This is a genomic window from Aequorivita xiaoshiensis (genome assembly GCF_022008395.1).
Classification (GTDB): domain Bacteria; phylum Bacteroidota; class Bacteroidia; order Flavobacteriales; family Flavobacteriaceae; genus Aequorivita; species Aequorivita xiaoshiensis.
In genome coordinates this window covers 124,489-142,441 of record NZ_JAIRBB010000004.1, presented here as the reverse complement: position 1 = coordinate 142,441, position 17,953 = coordinate 124,489, and the positions used below count along the sequence as shown (strand labels likewise).

General features: G+C 33.6%; 15 protein-coding genes. 6 read left to right on the top strand and 9 right to left on the bottom strand.

Annotated features, from left to right (window positions below; translation table 11 throughout):
- Positions 1 to 71 precede the first annotated feature (71 nt).
- The gene (gene kynU / locus K8344_RS07240; protein WP_237608071.1) at positions 72 to 1,337 is read right to left on the bottom strand and encodes a kynureninase; all 1,266 of its coding nucleotides are present in this window, start codon (positions 1,335 to 1,337) and stop codon (positions 72 to 74) included.
- A gap of 128 nt (positions 1,338 to 1,465) precedes the next feature.
- Positions 1,466 to 2,155: a hypothetical protein gene (locus K8344_RS07235; RefSeq protein ID WP_237608070.1), complete on the bottom strand. Its 690-nt coding sequence runs from the start codon at positions 2,153 to 2,155 to the stop codon at positions 1,466 to 1,468.
- Positions 2,156 to 2,404: 249 nt separating this feature from the next.
- Between K8344_RS07235 and K8344_RS07230 the strand changes: the two genes are divergently transcribed.
- The 4 genes from K8344_RS07230 to K8344_RS07215 are packed head-to-tail and all read left to right on the top strand — an operon-like array spanning position 2,405 to position 9,922.
- On the top strand, positions 2,405 to 3,583 hold the full coding sequence (locus K8344_RS07230) for a Pycsar system effector family protein (protein WP_237608069.1): 1,179 nt from the start codon (positions 2,405 to 2,407) through the stop codon (positions 3,581 to 3,583).
- Positions 3,580 to 5,928 carry a hypothetical protein gene (locus K8344_RS07225; RefSeq protein ID WP_237608068.1) on the top strand — a complete coding sequence of 783 codons (2,349 nt, stop codon included), beginning with the start codon at positions 3,580 to 3,582 and terminating at the stop codon, positions 5,926 to 5,928. Before K8344_RS07230 ends, K8344_RS07225 begins: the two co-directional genes overlap by 4 nt.
- Positions 5,929 to 5,952: 24 nt before the next feature.
- Entirely contained in the window at positions 5,953 to 9,609 is a 3,657-nt protein-coding gene (locus K8344_RS07220) for a metallophosphoesterase (RefSeq protein WP_237608067.1), read from the top strand.
- A gap of 43 nt (positions 9,610 to 9,652) precedes the next feature.
- Positions 9,653 to 9,922, top strand: coding sequence for a GNAT family N-acetyltransferase (locus tag K8344_RS07215; protein WP_237608066.1), 270 nt, complete (start codon positions 9,653 to 9,655; stop codon positions 9,920 to 9,922).
- 239 nt (positions 9,923 to 10,161) lie between these two features.
- On the opposite strand, the gene K8344_RS07210 is transcribed toward K8344_RS07215, so the two are convergent.
- Positions 10,162 to 10,320, bottom strand: a complete 159-nt coding sequence (locus tag K8344_RS07210) for a lmo0937 family membrane protein (RefSeq protein WP_139855844.1) — start codon at positions 10,318 to 10,320, stop codon at positions 10,162 to 10,164.
- Positions 10,321 to 10,475: 155 nt separating this feature from the next.
- Between K8344_RS07210 and K8344_RS07205 the strand changes: the two genes are divergently transcribed.
- On the top strand, positions 10,476 to 11,276 hold the full coding sequence (locus K8344_RS07205; protein ID WP_237608065.1) for a class I SAM-dependent methyltransferase: 801 nt from the start codon (positions 10,476 to 10,478) through the stop codon (positions 11,274 to 11,276).
- Between the two features lie 34 nt (positions 11,277 to 11,310).
- Here the strand turns inward: K8344_RS07205 and msrA are convergent, their stop codons facing one another.
- From msrA to K8344_RS07190, 3 genes are all read right to left on the bottom strand, one after another.
- On the bottom strand, positions 11,311 to 11,982 hold the full coding sequence (msrA, locus tag K8344_RS07200; protein WP_237608064.1) for a peptide-methionine (S)-S-oxide reductase MsrA: 672 nt from the start codon (positions 11,980 to 11,982) through the stop codon (positions 11,311 to 11,313).
- 108 nt (positions 11,983 to 12,090) lie between these two features.
- Positions 12,091 to 12,873, bottom strand: a complete 783-nt coding sequence (locus K8344_RS07195; RefSeq protein WP_237608063.1) for a zinc ribbon domain-containing protein — start codon at positions 12,871 to 12,873, stop codon at positions 12,091 to 12,093.
- Between the two features lie 3 nt (positions 12,874 to 12,876).
- Positions 12,877 to 13,992 (bottom strand): Nif3-like dinuclear metal center hexameric protein, encoded by a 1,116-nt coding sequence (locus K8344_RS07190; RefSeq protein WP_237608062.1) that lies wholly within the window; start codon positions 13,990 to 13,992, stop codon positions 12,877 to 12,879.
- Between the two features lie 112 nt (positions 13,993 to 14,104).
- On the opposite strand from K8344_RS07190, the gene lpxK reads away from it, so the two are divergent.
- Complete coding sequence (gene lpxK / locus K8344_RS07185; RefSeq protein ID WP_237608061.1) at positions 14,105 to 15,112, top strand: tetraacyldisaccharide 4'-kinase; 1,008 nt, start codon at positions 14,105 to 14,107, stop codon at positions 15,110 to 15,112.
- Positions 15,113 to 15,146: 34 nt separating this feature from the next.
- Here the strand turns inward: lpxK and gap are convergent, their stop codons facing one another.
- The 3 genes from gap to K8344_RS07170 form a co-directional block, all read right to left on the bottom strand.
- A complete protein-coding gene (gene gap / locus K8344_RS07180) occupies positions 15,147 to 16,145 on the bottom strand; it encodes a type I glyceraldehyde-3-phosphate dehydrogenase (RefSeq protein WP_237608060.1) in 999 nt (332 codons plus the stop codon).
- An 81-nt stretch (positions 16,146 to 16,226) separates the two neighbouring features.
- Entirely contained in the window at positions 16,227 to 16,793 is a 567-nt protein-coding gene (locus tag K8344_RS07175; protein ID WP_237608059.1) for an RNA polymerase sigma factor, read from the bottom strand.
- Positions 16,784 to 17,878 carry a glycosyltransferase gene (locus K8344_RS07170; protein ID WP_237608058.1) on the bottom strand — a complete coding sequence of 365 codons (1,095 nt, stop codon included), beginning with the start codon at positions 17,876 to 17,878 and terminating at the stop codon, positions 16,784 to 16,786. The genes K8344_RS07175 and K8344_RS07170 overlap by 10 nt, the downstream gene beginning before the upstream one ends.
- Between the last annotated feature and the right edge of the window lie 75 nt (positions 17,879 to 17,953).

Genomic DNA, 17,953 nt, shown 5'->3' with positions numbered 1-17,953 from the left:
CAGTCGAGACCTAGTTATTCAATATTCTGCTAAAGATTTATCCCCTCGACTGCGCTCGGGAGGAATTCTTTTTATTTTTTTAATACTTGCGTTAATTTCTCTGAAAACTTATATACATCCTCAAAGCTATTGTAAAGAGGAGTAGGAGCGATTCGTATTACATCAGGTTCACGCCAATCACTAATTACTCCTGCATCTGTTAATTTGTTATGTAAGTTTCTGTCTGCATTTTTCACTTGAATAGAAAGCTGACAACCGCGTTCTTCTGGATTTCTAGGCGTAATTACATTTATAGCATCGTTTTTCATTTCATCTAGTAAAAACTCTAAATAACCAGTAAGCTTTATAGATTTTTTACGTAGGTTTTCAAAGCCGGCTTCGGCAAAGGTGTCTAATGAAGCTCTAATTGCTGCCATCGATAAAATAGGCGGATTACTTAACTGCCATCCTTCGGCTCCGGGAAGTGCATCAAAATCTTTTCGCATGTTAAAACGGGTGTCCTTATTGTGTCCCCACCAACCTGCAAAACGATTTAAATCTTTATTATTGGCGTGTCTTTCGTGTACAAAACATCCTCCTAAACTTCCAGGACCGCTGTTTAAATATTTATAAGTACACCAAACAGCAAAATCTGCACCCGAATCGTGTAAATCTGGTTGGATGTTTCCAGCTCCATGGGCTAAATCAAAACCAACCTTGCAGTTGTATTTATGTCCTAAGTCGGTAATTTTTTTCAAAGGAAAAGACTGACCTGTGTAATAATTGGTGCTGCCTATCATTAATAATGCAATTTCATCGCCATTTTCTGACATGATTTCTTCCAAATCTTCGAAACGACAAAGTTCCTCACCTTCTCTAGGCTTCCAAAGGATTAATCCATCTTTAGGGTCAACCCCGTGATACTTTAATTGGCTTTCCATAGCGTATTTATCTGAAGGAAAAGCATCACTTTCTATTACAATTTTATACTTTGTTTTAGTAGGTTGGTAAAACGAAACCATCATTAAGTGAAGGTTTGTTGTAAGGGTATTCATCACGACTACTTCTGAAGGTTTTGCTCCTACAATCTTAGCCATGTTTTTAGTTAGAAATTCATGATAAGGTAACCAAGGGTGTTTCCCTTGTACATGACCTTCTACACCAAGATTGGCCCAATCCTGTAATTCTTCTTTGATGTATTCTGAAGTAAGTACTGGTTGTAACCCAAGGGAGTTTCCACATAGATAGATTAAATCTTCCCCTGAAGCATTTTTAGGTATGTGAAATTTTTTTTTGAAAGATGCTAAAGGGTCTTGGGAGTCCTGTTGTTTTGCGTATTCTAAAGTGTTTTGAAACATTTATATGAGTTAAAATTTTCGGCTTTTCACAAAAATAGGAATTTATATCCGTTTATTTTGTCATATGTTTTAGCATTAACAGCTGCTTTTTTAAGGTTTTGTAACTTAGTGATTTAGTAGTGGTGATTTTATTTTTTCACCGATATATCCGTAAAATACAACTTAAAACCGTCTGTTGAGTCTTTGTATGTTTTAGCTATTTCTATACCATTGAAATTTTCGTAATCCTCCCAAGTAGTGCTAAGAGAAGGAATTTCGGCATTTCCTTTTCTGTAGTTCCATTCTCTAATTTTAAAATCTTCGTCATAGAAAAAATCATAAGCATCACCAGGAGTGTATCCTCCTTCACTTCCGTAAACAATTGAAATTTGATTTAATGTGTCTTTTGAAATTGGCGCAACAATGTTTTTCTTTTCAGAAATGGTGATATTTTCATCCCATTTAAGTTGAAATGGGGTAAGCAACCAATATTTATCGTTTATAAATGCAGCATCGGTTTCAAAATTTAAGCTGTCTAATTGCGAACGGTTATAGCTAATTGTATCATTTGCTGAGGTCATGGTAACATCTCCGGATTTTGGATTCCAAGTCCAAGCTCGGTAAAAATGATTATTGCCGCGATTTACATTGAAAGTAAAAGCTATTTCCGAAACGTCTTTCCAGTTTTTATAGCCGCTTGCATTTGCAATTTTTTCTGCAGTGCTTAGGTTTTCAATAGAAATAGACCGGTTTTGATTAATGATTTCAGTTGACTTATTGTTATTTTTGCAGGATGTTAAAGAGACTGTAAATAAGAGAAGTAAAAGTGTATTTTTCATGGTGTGTTATTTCTTGTAAAAATAGCAAAACAAGAGACGCTTATCTGATATGTGCTTTAATTTATTCTTAAATAGTCTTGGGATCGAGGAAGAAGTTGTTTTGAAATATAAAATTAAACTTTAGTTTAATACTTATCTTTTATTATTTGAATATAGTTTGCGTAAGTTTTAAGGCTATTAAAAGACAAAATACCTTAACTTGCTAATAACTATAATTAGAAAAGACTTCAATAATTTAAATAAAATTGAGTGGAAGATATAATTGAAAAAGCCGAACAATTTGTTTCAAATTTATTTGAAACTAGATTGTCAACAGTAAATTTTTATCACAATATAAATCACACTAGGCGAGTAGTTGAAGATATTTCTCAACTCGCTGAATGGGAGGGATGTTCTGAGGAGGAGACGAAAATTTTAAAGTTGGCTGCTTGGTTTCACGACACCGGCTTTGTAGAAGTAGACAAAGGTCACGAAGAGGTAAGTGTAAAATTTGCTCAGGAGTTTTTGCATTCTAATCAGGTTTCTAAAGATGTTATAGACCTTGTTACAGACTTAATTCTTGTTTCGATAAAAGATTTAAAGCCTAAAACAAATCTTCAGAAATTGATAAAAGATGCCGATTGTAGTCACGTAGCTTCCGAAAGTTATTTTGAAATTTCTAATCTTTTAAGAAAAGAAAATGCTTTAAAACTAGACACTTCTTTTACCGATTTGGAGTGGCTTGAAGGAAATAAAGAATTTTTTGAATGGCATAAGTTTTATTCAGATTCGGCAAAATTAAAGTGGCAGCCTTTAAAGGCATTGAACCTTCGCGAATTAAATGCCAAAATTGATAAAATAAAAGCAAAACAAGCTTCAAAAAAAAGCTCGAATAAATTTGGTAGAGGCGTAGAGACAATGTTTCGTGTAACCTTGAAAAATCACATTGAGTTAAGTGCTATAGCAGATACTAAAGCAAACATTTTACTTTCTGTAAATGCCATTATAATTTCGGTGGCACTTTCAAATCTTGTTCCAAAGCTAGACAATTTATCGAATGCTTTCTTGGTATGGCCTACTTTGATTTTAATGTTGTTTAGCGTTACTTCGGTTGTTTTGTCTGTGCTTTCAACACGACCAAATATTTCTAATGTTAATGTAACAAAGGAGATGATTATGAATAAGCAAACTAATATTTTATTTTTTGGAAACTTCCATAAAATGGGATTAAAAGATTTTGAATGGGGAATAGATTATTTAATGGAAAATCAAGATGTTCTTTACAATTCACTTACCAAAGACTTATATTATCTAGGCTTAGTTTTAGAGCGTAAATACAGACTTTTAAGAATTACCTATACTGTATTTATGTTTGGTATTATTATCTCGGCTTTAGCATTTATTATTAGCTATTACAATTTTATGAAACCTTTAAAAGATTTAGTATGAGTAAAGTATTAACTTCAGGACCTTTTGTGTCTAGGTTGTCTTTTAGGTTTCTTAGAGACAAGTGTTTAGACTTACTAAAGTCTGATAACCCAATAGAACAATTTCAAGCAAATCAAGCTTTAATTCACTTTAAAGAAAATCCTATTCTTACAGAAGGAATAACTTCTTATGAAGAATATGAACAGTATCAAGAGGTGATAGATCAGCTTATGGGGTATTTGTTTCCTCCAGCCTTAAGTAATAACGAAATTAAAGCGGCAATTGATCCATTATCTAATTTTAGTTTTTATAAAAGTAAAAGGTTAGCAAAAATACTAGAAAATTCAAATCGTCAAAATCACAATGTTTTAAAAGAGGTTTTTCGCGACCATATTGAAGGGTACGACTTTATTCCTTATGCCATTATCTTAAATTCATATTATCAATTTAATATTGACTTTGACAGGCCGAAAAACTTGAAAATTCAACTGAAAAATGGCGAAGAGAAAAACTACCGAGTAACTTTTAATGCCGATTACGTAGAGATCTACCCAAACGAAAGTGCTGTTGAAATTACGCAAGAAGTAGTTGACGAATTGCTAGCTAATGCGGAAGACAAAAATGTTTGGATGAAATATTTCCCTGAAGGTTCTTGGACTATGGAGGGATTCGGTATCATAAATATGATTGATACTACTTTAGATAACGCTATCGACGGTTTTAAAACTCACATGATTCGTCCGAATAATGAAAGCTATAAATTTTTAGTTGAAGACATTCGAAAGATTTTTGGTATTCCCGATTTGCAGCTTGGCAGTTATATTCTAGACAGAAACCAACTTCGACCTCCTTATGATTTAAACTTTAAAATGTTGACAATAGCGTCAAATGATTCTATAAATTGTAAGGAATACGCTTGTAATGATGTTTATAATCGCTTGTTTAAAGAGCATAAAACTGTTGTTATTTCTAATGTTGAACGTTACAATGAGTCAACTGGAGGAAATAGCCTAAGTAAATCCTTAATCAATCAGGGCCTAAAGAGTGCGGTGCTAATGCCAATTGTGATTGAAGGGGAAATGATGTTTATTTTAGAACTCGCTACTTACAAATCCAATCAGCTTAACGCTATAAATATGGTGAAGTTAGAGACTTTAATGCCATTTATTTTAAGTTATTCGGCTAGAACCATAACTGAGTTTAAAAATGAGATTAGTGCTGTAATACAACAAGAGTGTACGTCTATTCACCCATCAGTTCAGTGGCGTTTTGAAGAAGAGGCAAACAAATACATTCATAATAGAAACAATGGTGAGAATGCTGTGTTCAAGGAAATAGTTTTCGAGAACGTTATTCCGCTATATGGCCAAATTGATATTGTAGGTTCGTCTAATGCAAGAAATGAGGCGGTTCAAAAAGATTACAAAGAACAGTTAAGCCAAACAAAACGACTGTTAGAAAAGCGTATTGAAGAAAAGAAACTTCCTTTTTACGAACAGTTAGTATATCAAATCGATAATTTTTTATTCGAACTTAAGTTAAACCTTCATACCAGTACCGAACAGGAGATTAACAACTTTTATTCGTCACAAATATTTCCACTGTTTGATCATCTCCTTGAAGCGAATGAGGATGTTGATGATATTAAGAGGTTCTACGATTGTTTAGATGAAAATTTAAGGTCATTTTACAGAGCACGTAAGAACTATGATAATACAATCGACAAGATTAATAAAGAATTATCTAGTTTTATCGATAAGCAGCAACGGAAGGCTCAAAATATTTTCCCTCATTTCTTTGAGAAATTTAAAACAGACGGGGTAGAGCACAATATTTATATAGGGCAGTCTATTACTCAAGATAAAACATTCCACCTCACAGATTTATACAATATTCGTGTTTGGCAATTACAAGTAGCGTGTGAAATGGAAGCTATGTTTTATAAAGCTCAAAAGGACTTTCCTTTAAAATTGCAAGTAGCCTCTTTAATTCTTGCTCACGATGTTCCCTTAGACATTCGTTATAGGATGGATGAAAAGCAATTTGATGTAGATGGAGCGTATAATGTGCGATATGAGATTATAAAAAAGCGAATTGATAAAGCTCATATTAAAAACACAAATGAACGTTTAACGCAGCCACATAAATTATGCGTTGTATATTCAAGTACTGCTATTGAGAAGGAATACTTAAAGTATTTCGAATTTTTAAAAGCTAAAAACTATATTAGTGACACTATAGAAATAGTTGAAATTGAAGAGCTTCAAGGTGCCTCTGGGATAAAGGCAATTAGAGCAGATTTGAATCAAGATTTGGAGAAAGCCGAAGATTTATTTACCACAAAAGATTTCGAAAGAACATCTTGATATCTTAGAAATTTTCTAGTTTATATGAAGAAAACACTACTTATTTTACTTGTTATTACTTTAAGCTCTTGCGCTACCTTTAAATTCACTCCTGAATATGGGTTAGACACAGAATTACGAGGTATTAATTCTGAAACTCGAAATGTTTTTTTAATTGGAGACGCTGGGGGTTTCGAAAAAGATGGATCTAGTTCATTGGCGTTACGAGCAATGCAAGAGAACTTTAAACATGCAAGTGAAGAAGATGTTTTATTATTTCTAGGAGATAATATTTATCCAAAAGGGTTTCCAACTAAAAACAGAGTTAAAGAGCAGAAAGCAAAGGAAATAATTCAATCTCAAACCGATGTAGCTAAAACTTTTCCAGGGAGGGTAATCTTTATTCCAGGAAATCACGATTGGTATAGTGGAATTAAAGGGTTGAAAAAACAAGAAAAATTTGTTGAAAAGGCTCTAGGGAAAAATACTTTTTTACCTGAAAATGGCTGCCCTATTGAGAAAGTGAAATTAGATGATGATACAATATTATTAATAGTAGATTCACACTGGTATATTACAAATTGGAATAGACATCCTAAAATTAACGACAATTGTGAGATTAAAACACGATCTCTTTTTTTGGAAGAGTTTAGAGATGAGATTAAAAAAGCACGTGGAAAAACCACTTTAGTAGCCATACATCACTCTGCTTTCACAAATGGATCACACGGTGGACAATATAGTTTTATCGACTTTATTAAGCCCCTGCCACTTTTGGGAAATTTGAAAAATTTAATAAGAAGCACAAGTGGTATTTCCAATGCGGATATCTCCAATAAATTCTACTTCGAATTATCTAAAAATTTGATTGCTGCGGCGCAACAAAATGATAATGTTGTATTTCTTTCAGGACATGACCATAATTTACAGTTAATAAATTCAAATAACCTCACGCAAATAATCAGTGGTTCTGGAATAAAAACCAACGCAGTTAGAGTGCGAAAAAAGGGTGATTTTGGATTTGCAGGAAATGGTTATGCAGTTTTAAATATTAAAGCTGATATGTCTTCAAACGTTCAGTTTGTTGATGCCAAGTCGAATAAAGTAATTTTTAGAAAAACTATCAATATACCCACGAAATTTGAATTTCCAGAATACCAAAATACTTTTAAAGATTCAATTTCTGCTTCAGTTTATAAAAAGGAAGATACTGAGAAGTCAGGGTTTCATAGGTTTCTGTTGGGTGAGCGATATCGAAAGTATTTTGGCCAAGAAGTAAAAGCGCAAGTGGTGAATTTAGATACTTTATTCGGAGGATTAAAGCCAGTGAGAAAAGGTGGTGGAAGTCAATCTAGATCCTTGCGATTAGAAGCCAAAGACGGTAGGCAATTTGTGATGCGTGCTGTAGAAAAGAGTGCTACTCAATATATACAAGCCGTTGCATTTAAAGATAATTACGTAGGAGGGCAGTTTGAAAATACATTTTCTGAAAAACTCGTAAAAGATGCATTTACAGGTTCTCATCCATTTGCAGCATTAGTAGTGGGAACGCTTTCAGACGCTGCTGGTATTTATCATTTAAACCCGCAATTGTTTTATATTCCAAAACAAAACTCCCTAAAAGAGTTTAATGAAGAATTCGGGAATGAATTATATCTACTTGAAGAACACGCTTCCGAAGGACATATGCATTTGGCAGGTGAGAAATTCACAGGGGAAATTATAAGTACTTTAGATATGATGGATGATCTCTACTCTGACGAAGATGTAGTGATTGATCAAAAAAGTTATTTAAGAGCAAGGTTATTCGATATGTTAATTGGAGACTGGGATAGGCATCAGGATCAATGGCGTTGGATGGAATTTAAGGAAAAAGGAAAAACTATCTATAAACCACTTCCAAGAGATCGGGATCAAGTATTTTCTGTAATGTCTGAAGGTTTTTTATTATCTACTGCTATAGCTCTTATACCTGGTGCAAGAATGATTCAAAAATACGGTCCCAATATTAAAGATGTAAAGGGTATGAATTTAGAACCTTACCCATTAGATATGGCTCTACTAGTAGATGTGGATAAAAAAGATTGGGATTCAGAAGTGCAATTCATCACTAACAATATCACTGATGAGGTAATCGAGTTAGCTTTTTCAAAAATGCCAAAAGAAGTTCAAGATGAAAGTCTTGATAAAATTAAATTTAACCTAAAACAACGAAGGAAAAATCTTCAGGGTATTGCAGATAGGTATTATAAGCTGACATCAAAATATGGAGTGTTAACAGGTACAAATAAAGATGACTATATAAGAATAAAAGCCTCAGAGAATAATGAAGTGATGGTCGAAATTTTCCGTAAAAAAGATGATACCATTAAAGATCGTTTTCACGCTAGAACATTTTCACCAAATACAACAAGAGAAATTTGGGTTTACGGATTGGATGACGACGATACATTTGAAGTTATAGGTAAAAGTAAAAAAATTAAAATTAGATTAATTGGAGGGCAAAACAATGATAATTATCTTGTGAAAGATGGTGGTAAAGTAAATATTTACGATCATAAATCAATGCCTAATGACATTTCAGAGGCAAGTAAGGCTAGAATCAAACTTACAGATGATTATAAAACTAATGTTTATGATTATAAAAAACTAAAAAACAATACTAATCAAATTCTACCTACCATAGGAGCAAACCCCGACGATGGAATAAAACTAGGCTTGTCTAATATCTATACTACCTACGGGTTTGAGCGTAACCCATTTACAAGTCAACATAAAATTTTAGGAGCATATTACTTTGAAACAAACGGTTATGAATTAAATTATCGAGGGGAATTTGCCAATGTGATAAAAAAGCTAAACTTTCTCTTAGACATACAATTTCAAAGCCCTAATTTCACCCAGAATTTTTTTGGATACGGTAACGAAACCAGCAATCTTCAAGATAAATTTGGGAAGGATTACAATCGAGTAAAGATTAGAGGTTTCTCTTTTGCTCCCGGATTAACGTGGAAATCTCATGGTGGAAGAAGGATCACTTTAATGGGGTACTTCGAGAACATAGAAGTTCATAAAACTCAAAATCGCTTTGTTACAATTACCCCTAATTTACCCAATTATATTTTTGATGATGTACAATTTGTAGGTACAAGTCTTCTTTATGAATTTGCAAACTCAGATAGTAGAGCATATCCGACATTAGGAATGTCATTCAGATTAGAAGCTGGAGTTAAGAGTAATCTCGATGAAGATAAGACATTTGGTTATGTAACTTCAAAATGGGGAATAACACACAAGTTAATTTCATCTGGGAAGTTAGTATTAGCAACATCCCTTAAGGGTTACCTGAATATTGGGGACGATTACGAATTTTATCACGCTGCTTCTATAGGGGGAACAGATGGTTTGAGGGGATATAGAAACCAACGGTTTACAGGAAAATCTGCTTACTATCAAAACACCGATTTGCGCTATTCTTTTGGAGAATTAAAAACACCGCTTGCGCCAATTAAATTAGGGGTTTACGGTAGCTTTGATTACGGAAGAGTTTGGATGCCAAACTTCGACTATTCTGAAAAATGGCATAATACGTATGGTGGAGGATTTTTTGTTAATGGAGCAGAATTAATATCGGCAAATATAGGTGTCTTTAATAGTAAAGATGGAGCTCGAGTTGCTTTTGGACTTGGATTTGGATTTTAAATGGTTATTTTAGAGCGTTGAATTATTTAAAATAAGTTTTAATATGGAAGTGATTGACAATAAAGAAAAGAATAGGTTTGAGGCAAATGTAAAAGGAGAATTGGCAATTGTTGAATACAGCCTAAAAGATGAGGTTATATCTATAACTCATACTGAAGTGCCTAAGGCTTTGGCAGGTCAGGGTGTAGGTAGTAAATTAACTGAGGCAGTATTAAAACATGTTGAAGAACGTGGGTTGAAAGTGAAGCCTTTATGTCCTTTCACAAAAAAGTATATTGACAAGCATCCTCAGTGGAATGAAATTGTCGCTTAAATAAAGAAAGCCCTTTTAATGTACATTAAAAGGGCTTTCTTTATTTTTAAGGGTTGATTAATCTACTGCGTCACCTACATCATCTGCGACGTCTTCTATGTCGTCCGCGACAGTTTCATTTTCTCTGCAACTAACAAAGCTAGTGCTCATTAAACCTGCGGCAAATAAAATTAAAAAAACTTTCTTCATAATTGATTGTTGGTTTAAAAATTAATAATTGAGATTTGAATTGATATATATTAAGGTTTTCGGCCTGTAGCTAAACGATATAATATACCGATAACTGCTAAAACCAATAAAATGTGAATTAAACTTCCTACAGCTTCTCCGAAGCCGAAATAACCCACGAGCCATCCTAAGATTAAGAGGACAACAACAAGCCAAATAATGTCTCCCATAACAATTAGTTTTTAAGTTAGTGTCATAAAACTACAATATAAAATATTGCTTCATAGTATTTTTAACCCCTTTTTAACGAAAATATTAAAAAATAACTTAAAAAGTTATCAATTTGCATTTTTTGTTTTTCTTTGTAATTATAAAAAGTAATGCTGTGAAGTTTAAAAAAGAATTTGATATTAATAGGGAAACTTGGAATAAGAAAGTAGAGGTTCACGCAAGCAGTGACTTTTATAATATGAAAGATTTCATTTCCGGAAAATCTTCTCTTAACAAATATGAAGTAAGTACACTAGGTAATGTTTCAGGTAAGAGTATTCTTCACCTTCAATGCCATTTTGGGCAAGATACCCTAAGCCTAGCACGAATGGGAGCAAATTGTACTGGTATTGATATCTCAGATGAAGGTATTAAGCTAGCAATGAAATTGAATAAACAATTGGATCTTAACGCAGATTTTATATGCTGTAATGTATTAGAAACTTCAGATTATATTTCAGAAAAGTTTGATATAGTGTTCACGAGCTACGGAACTATCGGGTGGTTGCCAGATTTAAAACCTTGGGCCGAAATGATTTCGGAACGGCTGAAATTAAGAGGGTTCTTTTACATTGTAGAATTTCATCCAATTGGCTGGATGTTCGATTATACAGTTTCGCCACCTGCAATGAGGTACGGCTATCAACAAAAAGAATCTATATACGAAGAATACAAAGGTACTTACGCCAATCCAAATTCTGATATCCTTAGTAAGGAATACGGCTGGAATCACGGCTTAGGTGAAGTGATTACTTCACTAGCAGAAGCAGGCTTACATATTGAATACTTAAAAGAGCACGATGCAACTCCTTATAATGTTTTTCCGGAATTGATTAAAAATTCAAACGGATTATTCGAGCTTCCTAACAAATTGTATCCCCTTATTTTTGAGATTAAGGCGGTAAAGAAAGTTTAACTCTTAATAAAAATTACAGTATAAAGTTTTGCTATTAGTGGACCTGCCCTTCCTTAAGCAATTCAGGGTATTGTTTCTTGAATTTGTTTAACCTTGGAATAGAAACATTCTGGATATATGGATTACCAGGATTATTGCGTTCGTAATTTTGATGGTATTCTTCGGCTTTCCAGAATTTTTGAAAAGGTAATACTTGAGCTGCAACTTTTTCTCCGTCTAAAGCTTTGTTGAGTTGAGATATCTTATCATCAATGATTTTCTTTTCATCTTCGTTTTGATAAAATATAATAGACCGATATGACGAACCGCGGTCTGGACCTTGGCCGTTTATTTGGGTGATATTCTGCGAGCCAAAATAAACATCAACAAGTTGGCTATAACTTACCAATTCAGGGTCGTAAATAACTTCAACTGCCTCTGCGTGGTCTTTATGGTTTTGATAGGTAGGGTTATCAACAGTTCCACCGCTATAACCTGAAATGGCATCTTTAACTCCAATCACACTTTGGTAAATTGCTTCTACGCACCAAAAGCAGCCACTGGCGAAATAAGCTTTTTTAAGGCCGTTAATTGATTCAGTTTGAACGGGGGATTGTTCTTTTTGAGCTATAGATTCAATTTCTTTGTTTTCTTTATTAGTAGGTTTACAAGCTCCTTGTAATGAGAAAAAAAGGATGCCTATAATTAAAATCGATAATCTTTTCATAGTAAACATTTTCACAAGTGAATTTGATATATTATCAAAAATTTAGATTGAAGGTACAAAAAAAGCCTTCACTTTATGTGAAGGCTTTGTTATATTTAATGAATTCGCTTATTTCAGTTTGGCAAACATTGCCTCCATTTTTTCGCGCTCTTCGTTAGCTAAATCTGGATCAACTAAAATACGACCACTGTGTTCGTCTGTAATAATTTTTTTACGTCCTGCAATTTCTACTTGAACTTGTGGCGGGATAGTAAAGAAAGAACCTCCAGAAGCACCTCTTTCAACTGCAACAATTGCTAGTCCGTTTCTTACATTACTTCTAATTCTCTTGTAAGCTTTAAAAAGTCTAGGTTCAATTTTAGCTTCATACTTTTCAGATTCCTTAATAAGAGTTTGTTCCTCTTTTTCAGTTTCTTTCAAGATTTCATTAAGTTCTGCTTGTTTGTGCTTTAAGTGCTCAGAACGCTCGTTATAGCGATTCTGGGTCTCCTCGATAACTTGATTTTTTTGCTCTATTTGAGCACGGAATTCCTTAATGTTCTTTTCAGAAAGCTGAATTTCCAATTCTTGGTATTCAATCTCTTTGCTCAACGAGTTGTATTCTCTATTATTACGAACATTATCTTGTTGCGTCGAATATTTTTTGATAAGAGTTTTAGACTCTTCAATATTATTCTTCTTTTCTTTAATCTGGTCTTCAATTACTTCAAGATCGGCCTGCAGCTTTTCTAAACGAGTGTTCATTCCAGCTACTTCGTCTTCAAGATCTTCCACTTCTAAAGGAAGCTCTCCACGAACATTCCTGATTTCATCAATTCTTGAATCAATAAGTTGTAGATCATAAAGTGTTCTCAACTTCTCTTCAACCGTAACTTCAGTTTTTGTTGCCATAAATTATAAATAACTAATTGGATTGGTATTTATTTGCGATATAAGAATCTTGCCTGTCGACAAGGAGGGTGCAAAATTAGTGATTTTTTTCTTAAGGAAAGAATGTAAAAGGTCTTTTGTGTACTGTTCGCTCTCATAATGACCAATATCCGCCAAAACTATGGCGTTTTCAGCCCTAAAAAAGTCGTGATATTTAAAATCTGCCGATACAAATGCATCTGCTCCAACTTTTTTTGCAGCGTCAATAGCAAAACTTCCACTGCCTCCAAGTACTGCAACCTTTTTAATATGTTTGTTTAACAATTTTGAATGACGTACACAGTCAGTTTTCATCGTTGTTTTAAGAAATTTTAAAAATTCGGTTTCAGACATTTTTGTTTCAAACTCTCCAATCATTCCCATCCCTATCTGTTGGTTATGATTTTCTAGAGTGATAATTTCATAGGGAATTTCTTCATAAGGATGCACTTCAAAAAGGGCCTTTAAAACTTTATTTTGTAAATGCTTAGCAAAAGTGATTCCTATTTGTACTTCCTCTTCAAAACGAAGTTCTCCTTTTAAACCAAGTACAGGATTTGAATCGTTATTACCTTTAAAAGTGCCAATTCCATTTATATTAAAACTGCAATTGTCGTAATTTCCTATACTTCCACCACCAACTTCAAATAACGCATTTCTAACTTTTTCAGCACTTTCATTAGGTACAAAAGTGATTAGTTTTTTTATAGTTTCATTTTGTGGGATTAAGACTTTGCGATTTTTTAAACCTAATTTTTCACAAATGATGGTATTTACACCATTCCATGAATTGTCTAGCGCTGTGTGATTTGAAAATATGGCAATATCGTTTTTAATTGCTTTCTGAACTACACGCTCAACATAGGTTTTTCCCGTAATCTTTTTTAACCCTGAAAAGATAATTGGGTGAAAGCTTACGATGAGATTACAATTGTTCTCGATTGCTTCATCTACAACAGCTTCCAGTGTATCTAATGTTACTAGAATTCCTGAAACGTCTGCATTTTCATCGCCTACAAGTAAGCCGGTATTGTCAAAACCTTCAGAATATGCTAGGGGAGATAGCTCTTCCAGCAAACCAATAACTTCTTTTACCTTCATTTTTATTATTTTCTGTAAAGATAACGGATTATTGAAAATACAAAAAGACACCTAATTCTTAAATATTGAATTTTCAGATTTGCACTTACTTCGAAATTAGTATTTTCGTTGAATGAAATTAATTCGGAAATTATTATTCCCATTTTCAATTTTGTACGGTGGTATTACTGCAGGTCGTAATTTCTTATACAATAAAGGTTGGCTAAAAAGTAAAGCTTATAATCTTCCTGTTATTTGTGTTGGAAACCTTTCTACTGGAGGCACTGGAAAAACACCGATGATTGAATTGTTAGTGTCATATCTAAAAGAAAATTATAAGCTTGCGGTTTTAAGTAGAGGATATAAAAGAAAAACATCAGGATATCGTGAGGTTTTAGTGAATAGCAAAGTTGAAGAAGTTGGAGATGAACCCCTCCAGTTTAAAAAGAAATTCCCAGACATTACGGTAGCCGTTTGTGAAGACAGGCAGGCAGGTATCGAAAAGTTGCAATCTACATCAGAACTGGTTTTATTAGATGATGCGTTTCAACATAGAAAAGTAAAAGCGTCTTTGAATATTTTACTTACGCCGTACGACAGTTTGTATGCCGATGATTATGTCTTACCCGCAGGAAACCTTCGAGAGCCACGAAGCGGTGCTAAAAGAGCGCAGCTTATAGTAGTTACTAAATGTCCTGATAATATCTCCGCATCGAATATCGAAAACATAAAACGCAAGTTAAACCCTAGATCAAATCAAGAGGTTTATTTTTCAAAAATTGGATATGGGTCAGAAATAAAAGCTGCAAATCAATCCAAGCCCATCGAGTATTTGAACGATAAAAAGTTCTTATTGGTAACAGGTATTGCCAATCCTAAGCCATTAATTTCTTATTTAAAACAGCGAGGTTTAACGTTTGAGGAAAAATCATTCCCAGATCATCATAATTTTACACCTTCAGAAATTAATAGTCTTAAAACTCACAAACTAATCTTAACCACTGAAAAAGACTTTATGCGATTAGCGTCTTTAAAAGATGTTACAGAGATTTATTATTTACCAATTCAAACGGTAATTATAAATGGAGAAGATGCAAATTTCAAAAACAGAATCAATAAGAGTTTACGTAAATTTCACTAAATCTTTTCGACTTTTGTGTGGAATAAATGTATATCTATTTAGCTGAAATTTTTTCAATCAAATTGATGATTCTTGAAGAGTAGCCAATTTCATTATCGTACCACCCAATAATTTTCACCATTTTGCCTATAACCGAAGTCATTTCAGCGTCAAAAATACACGAGTGGGTATTGCCAACAATGTCGATTGAAACAATAGGATCGTCGGTGTATTGAAGAATCCCTTTCATGGAGTTTTTTGAAGCAGCTTTGAATGCGTTATTTATTTCCTCAATTGTAACTTCTTTTTTTACATTAAGGGTGATATCGGTTAAAGATCCATTTGGAACTGGAACTCTAATTCCACAACCACCAATTACATCGGCTAGATTTGGAAAAATTTTAGTCAAGGCTTTAGCGGCACCAGTTGTTGTTGGAACAATAGATTGCCCTGCAGCTCTTGCCCGACGTAAATCACGATGCGGCTGATCGTGTAAGCTTTGGTCTGTAGTATATGAATGAACGGTAGTGATGTATGCCTGCTCAATTCCACAAAGTTCATCAATAACCTTTAGCATTGGGGCTGCATTATTTGTTGTGCAAGAAGCATTTGAAATAATGATATCGTTATCATTTAATATAGAATCGTTTACGCCAAGTACAACAGTTTTAATATCATCTTCAAGTGGAGGTACGGAAAGAATCACTTTTTTTGCCCCATTCCTTAAATGATTCGCTAGTTGATTCTTTTTTTTAAATTTCCCTGTACATTCAATCACAACATCAATACCAGCCCAGGAGAGAGCTTCGATGTTTTTTTCTGAAGTAAACTTTACTTTTTTGCCAGCTACAATAATTTCATTTTTAGTAAATGAAATAGGTTCTTTTAATACACCGTGAATGCTGTCGTATTTTAAAAGATGACTTAACGTTTTAGAATCTGCTAAGTCGTTTACAGCAACAACATCAATAGTTGGATGATTAATTAATAATCTAAATAGGTTTCGGCCAATACGCCCAAAACCATTAATGCCGATAGTTGTCTTTGTTTTCATATAGCTAACAAAAGTACGAAAATGAAATACTAATTAGAGGTTAAGAATAAAGAAGAAAACTTAAAAAACTATGAAATTCGCCTATTGTTTTTGGGTAATGATTTCTGCTAAGAGTTTCCTGGCCCTAAGCAACCGTACTTTTACATTATTAAGAGGTTCTTCAAGGGTTTCAGAAATTTCATTATAACTCATTTCCTGAAAATACCTAAGGTTAATCACGTCTTGATAATGAGGTTTTAGCAGTTTAATATAACGCAACAATTCCGCAAGATTTTGTTCGCGAATTAAATTATCTTCCGGAGTAGGAGAGTGGTCAACAATTTTATGGGCGTGATCGTTAAATGTATCGGTAGTTTGTGAACTTATAGAAGCGTTCTTTTTTCTTGATTTGTCTATTTGAATGTTTTTTGAAATAGTAATCAACCAAGTTGAAAAAGTGTAATTCTCATTAAAGCTATCAATTTTATCAAATGCCTTAGCAAAAGTTTCGATGGTGATGTCTTCAGCTTCATATTCATTACGTACTCTTTTAAGTTGAAATCCATAAACGTCATTCCAATAAAAATCTAGCAAGAATTTAAAAGCTCCTTGCTTTCCATTTTTCGCACTTTGTATTTGTTGTGTTATTTCTGCTGAAGTTATTTCCATCTGGGGGTTTTTTCTCCTCTGTTGGAAATAAAGATACTTAATTGAGTGAAGATTAAAAACAATTCAAAAAACAGGATGAACGGTATTAAATCCTTTGCCTTAAGTTTCTTAGCTGCATAGCCGATAATAAGATATTGAAATGCAACTCTGATAAACATAATTACCAATCCAAGAATCCAAAACTCAGTAAACAAAGTTGCAGCACCTAATAACCAGAAAAGGAGATTAAAAATGTAATAAGCTCCTAGTAGAAATCGATGTTTAATCTTATAGAGCTTGGCTGTGGAGTAGTGTCTCTTTTTTTGTTTTATCCAACTGCTAAATTTTTTCTTCGGAATAGAATATGTAAACGCTTCTGGTTCTACACATAACTCTACATTGTCTTTTGTAGCTGCTTCATTAACAAAAAGGTCGTCATCTCCTGAAGGAACTTTAATATGACTCATAAACCCATTATTTTCGTAATAAAGCGTACTAGTGTAGGCTAGATTGCGGCCTACCCCCATATACGGTATTCCGGCTTCGGCATAAGAAAAATACTGAACAGCGGTCATCAATGTTTCAAACCGTATTAATTTATTTAATAAACCGGGTTGTTTTTCATAGGCTCCGTATCCAAGAAGCAGCTGCTTTTGGTCAGTAAATTTCGTCGCCATTTTCTCTAGCCATTTATTTGAAGCAGGGTAGCAATCTGCATCAGTAAAGATTAAGCGAGTATTTACAGAGCGCTTTAACCCTAAGGTAAGTGCGTATTTTTTATTGCCCCAAAAAGCTTCGTTGTTTCTTACGTTTACAATTTGAATTCGAGGGTCATTTTCAGCAAACGATTCCATTACTTCTAAAGTATCATCTATAGAAGCATCATTAATAAGTATGATTTGATATTCAGGATAATCTTGTTGTTGCCATAGCGGAATATGCTTTTTAAGATTTTCAGCTTCGTTTTTTGCGCAAACTATAAGAGAGACGGGATCTTTAACCGAAACAACCTTTTCGGTAGGTTTTAAGAATGAAAATTTTGAAAAAAGAAGATAATAAGCACAGTTAATCAACGCAACAGCGCCGAAAACGTAAAGTAGCACCATAAATTTATCCGATTGAAACCCCTAAAGCTGTTGCAGCGATTAAGAATGTTGGTTAAAGAGTTTTGTTTCTAAATT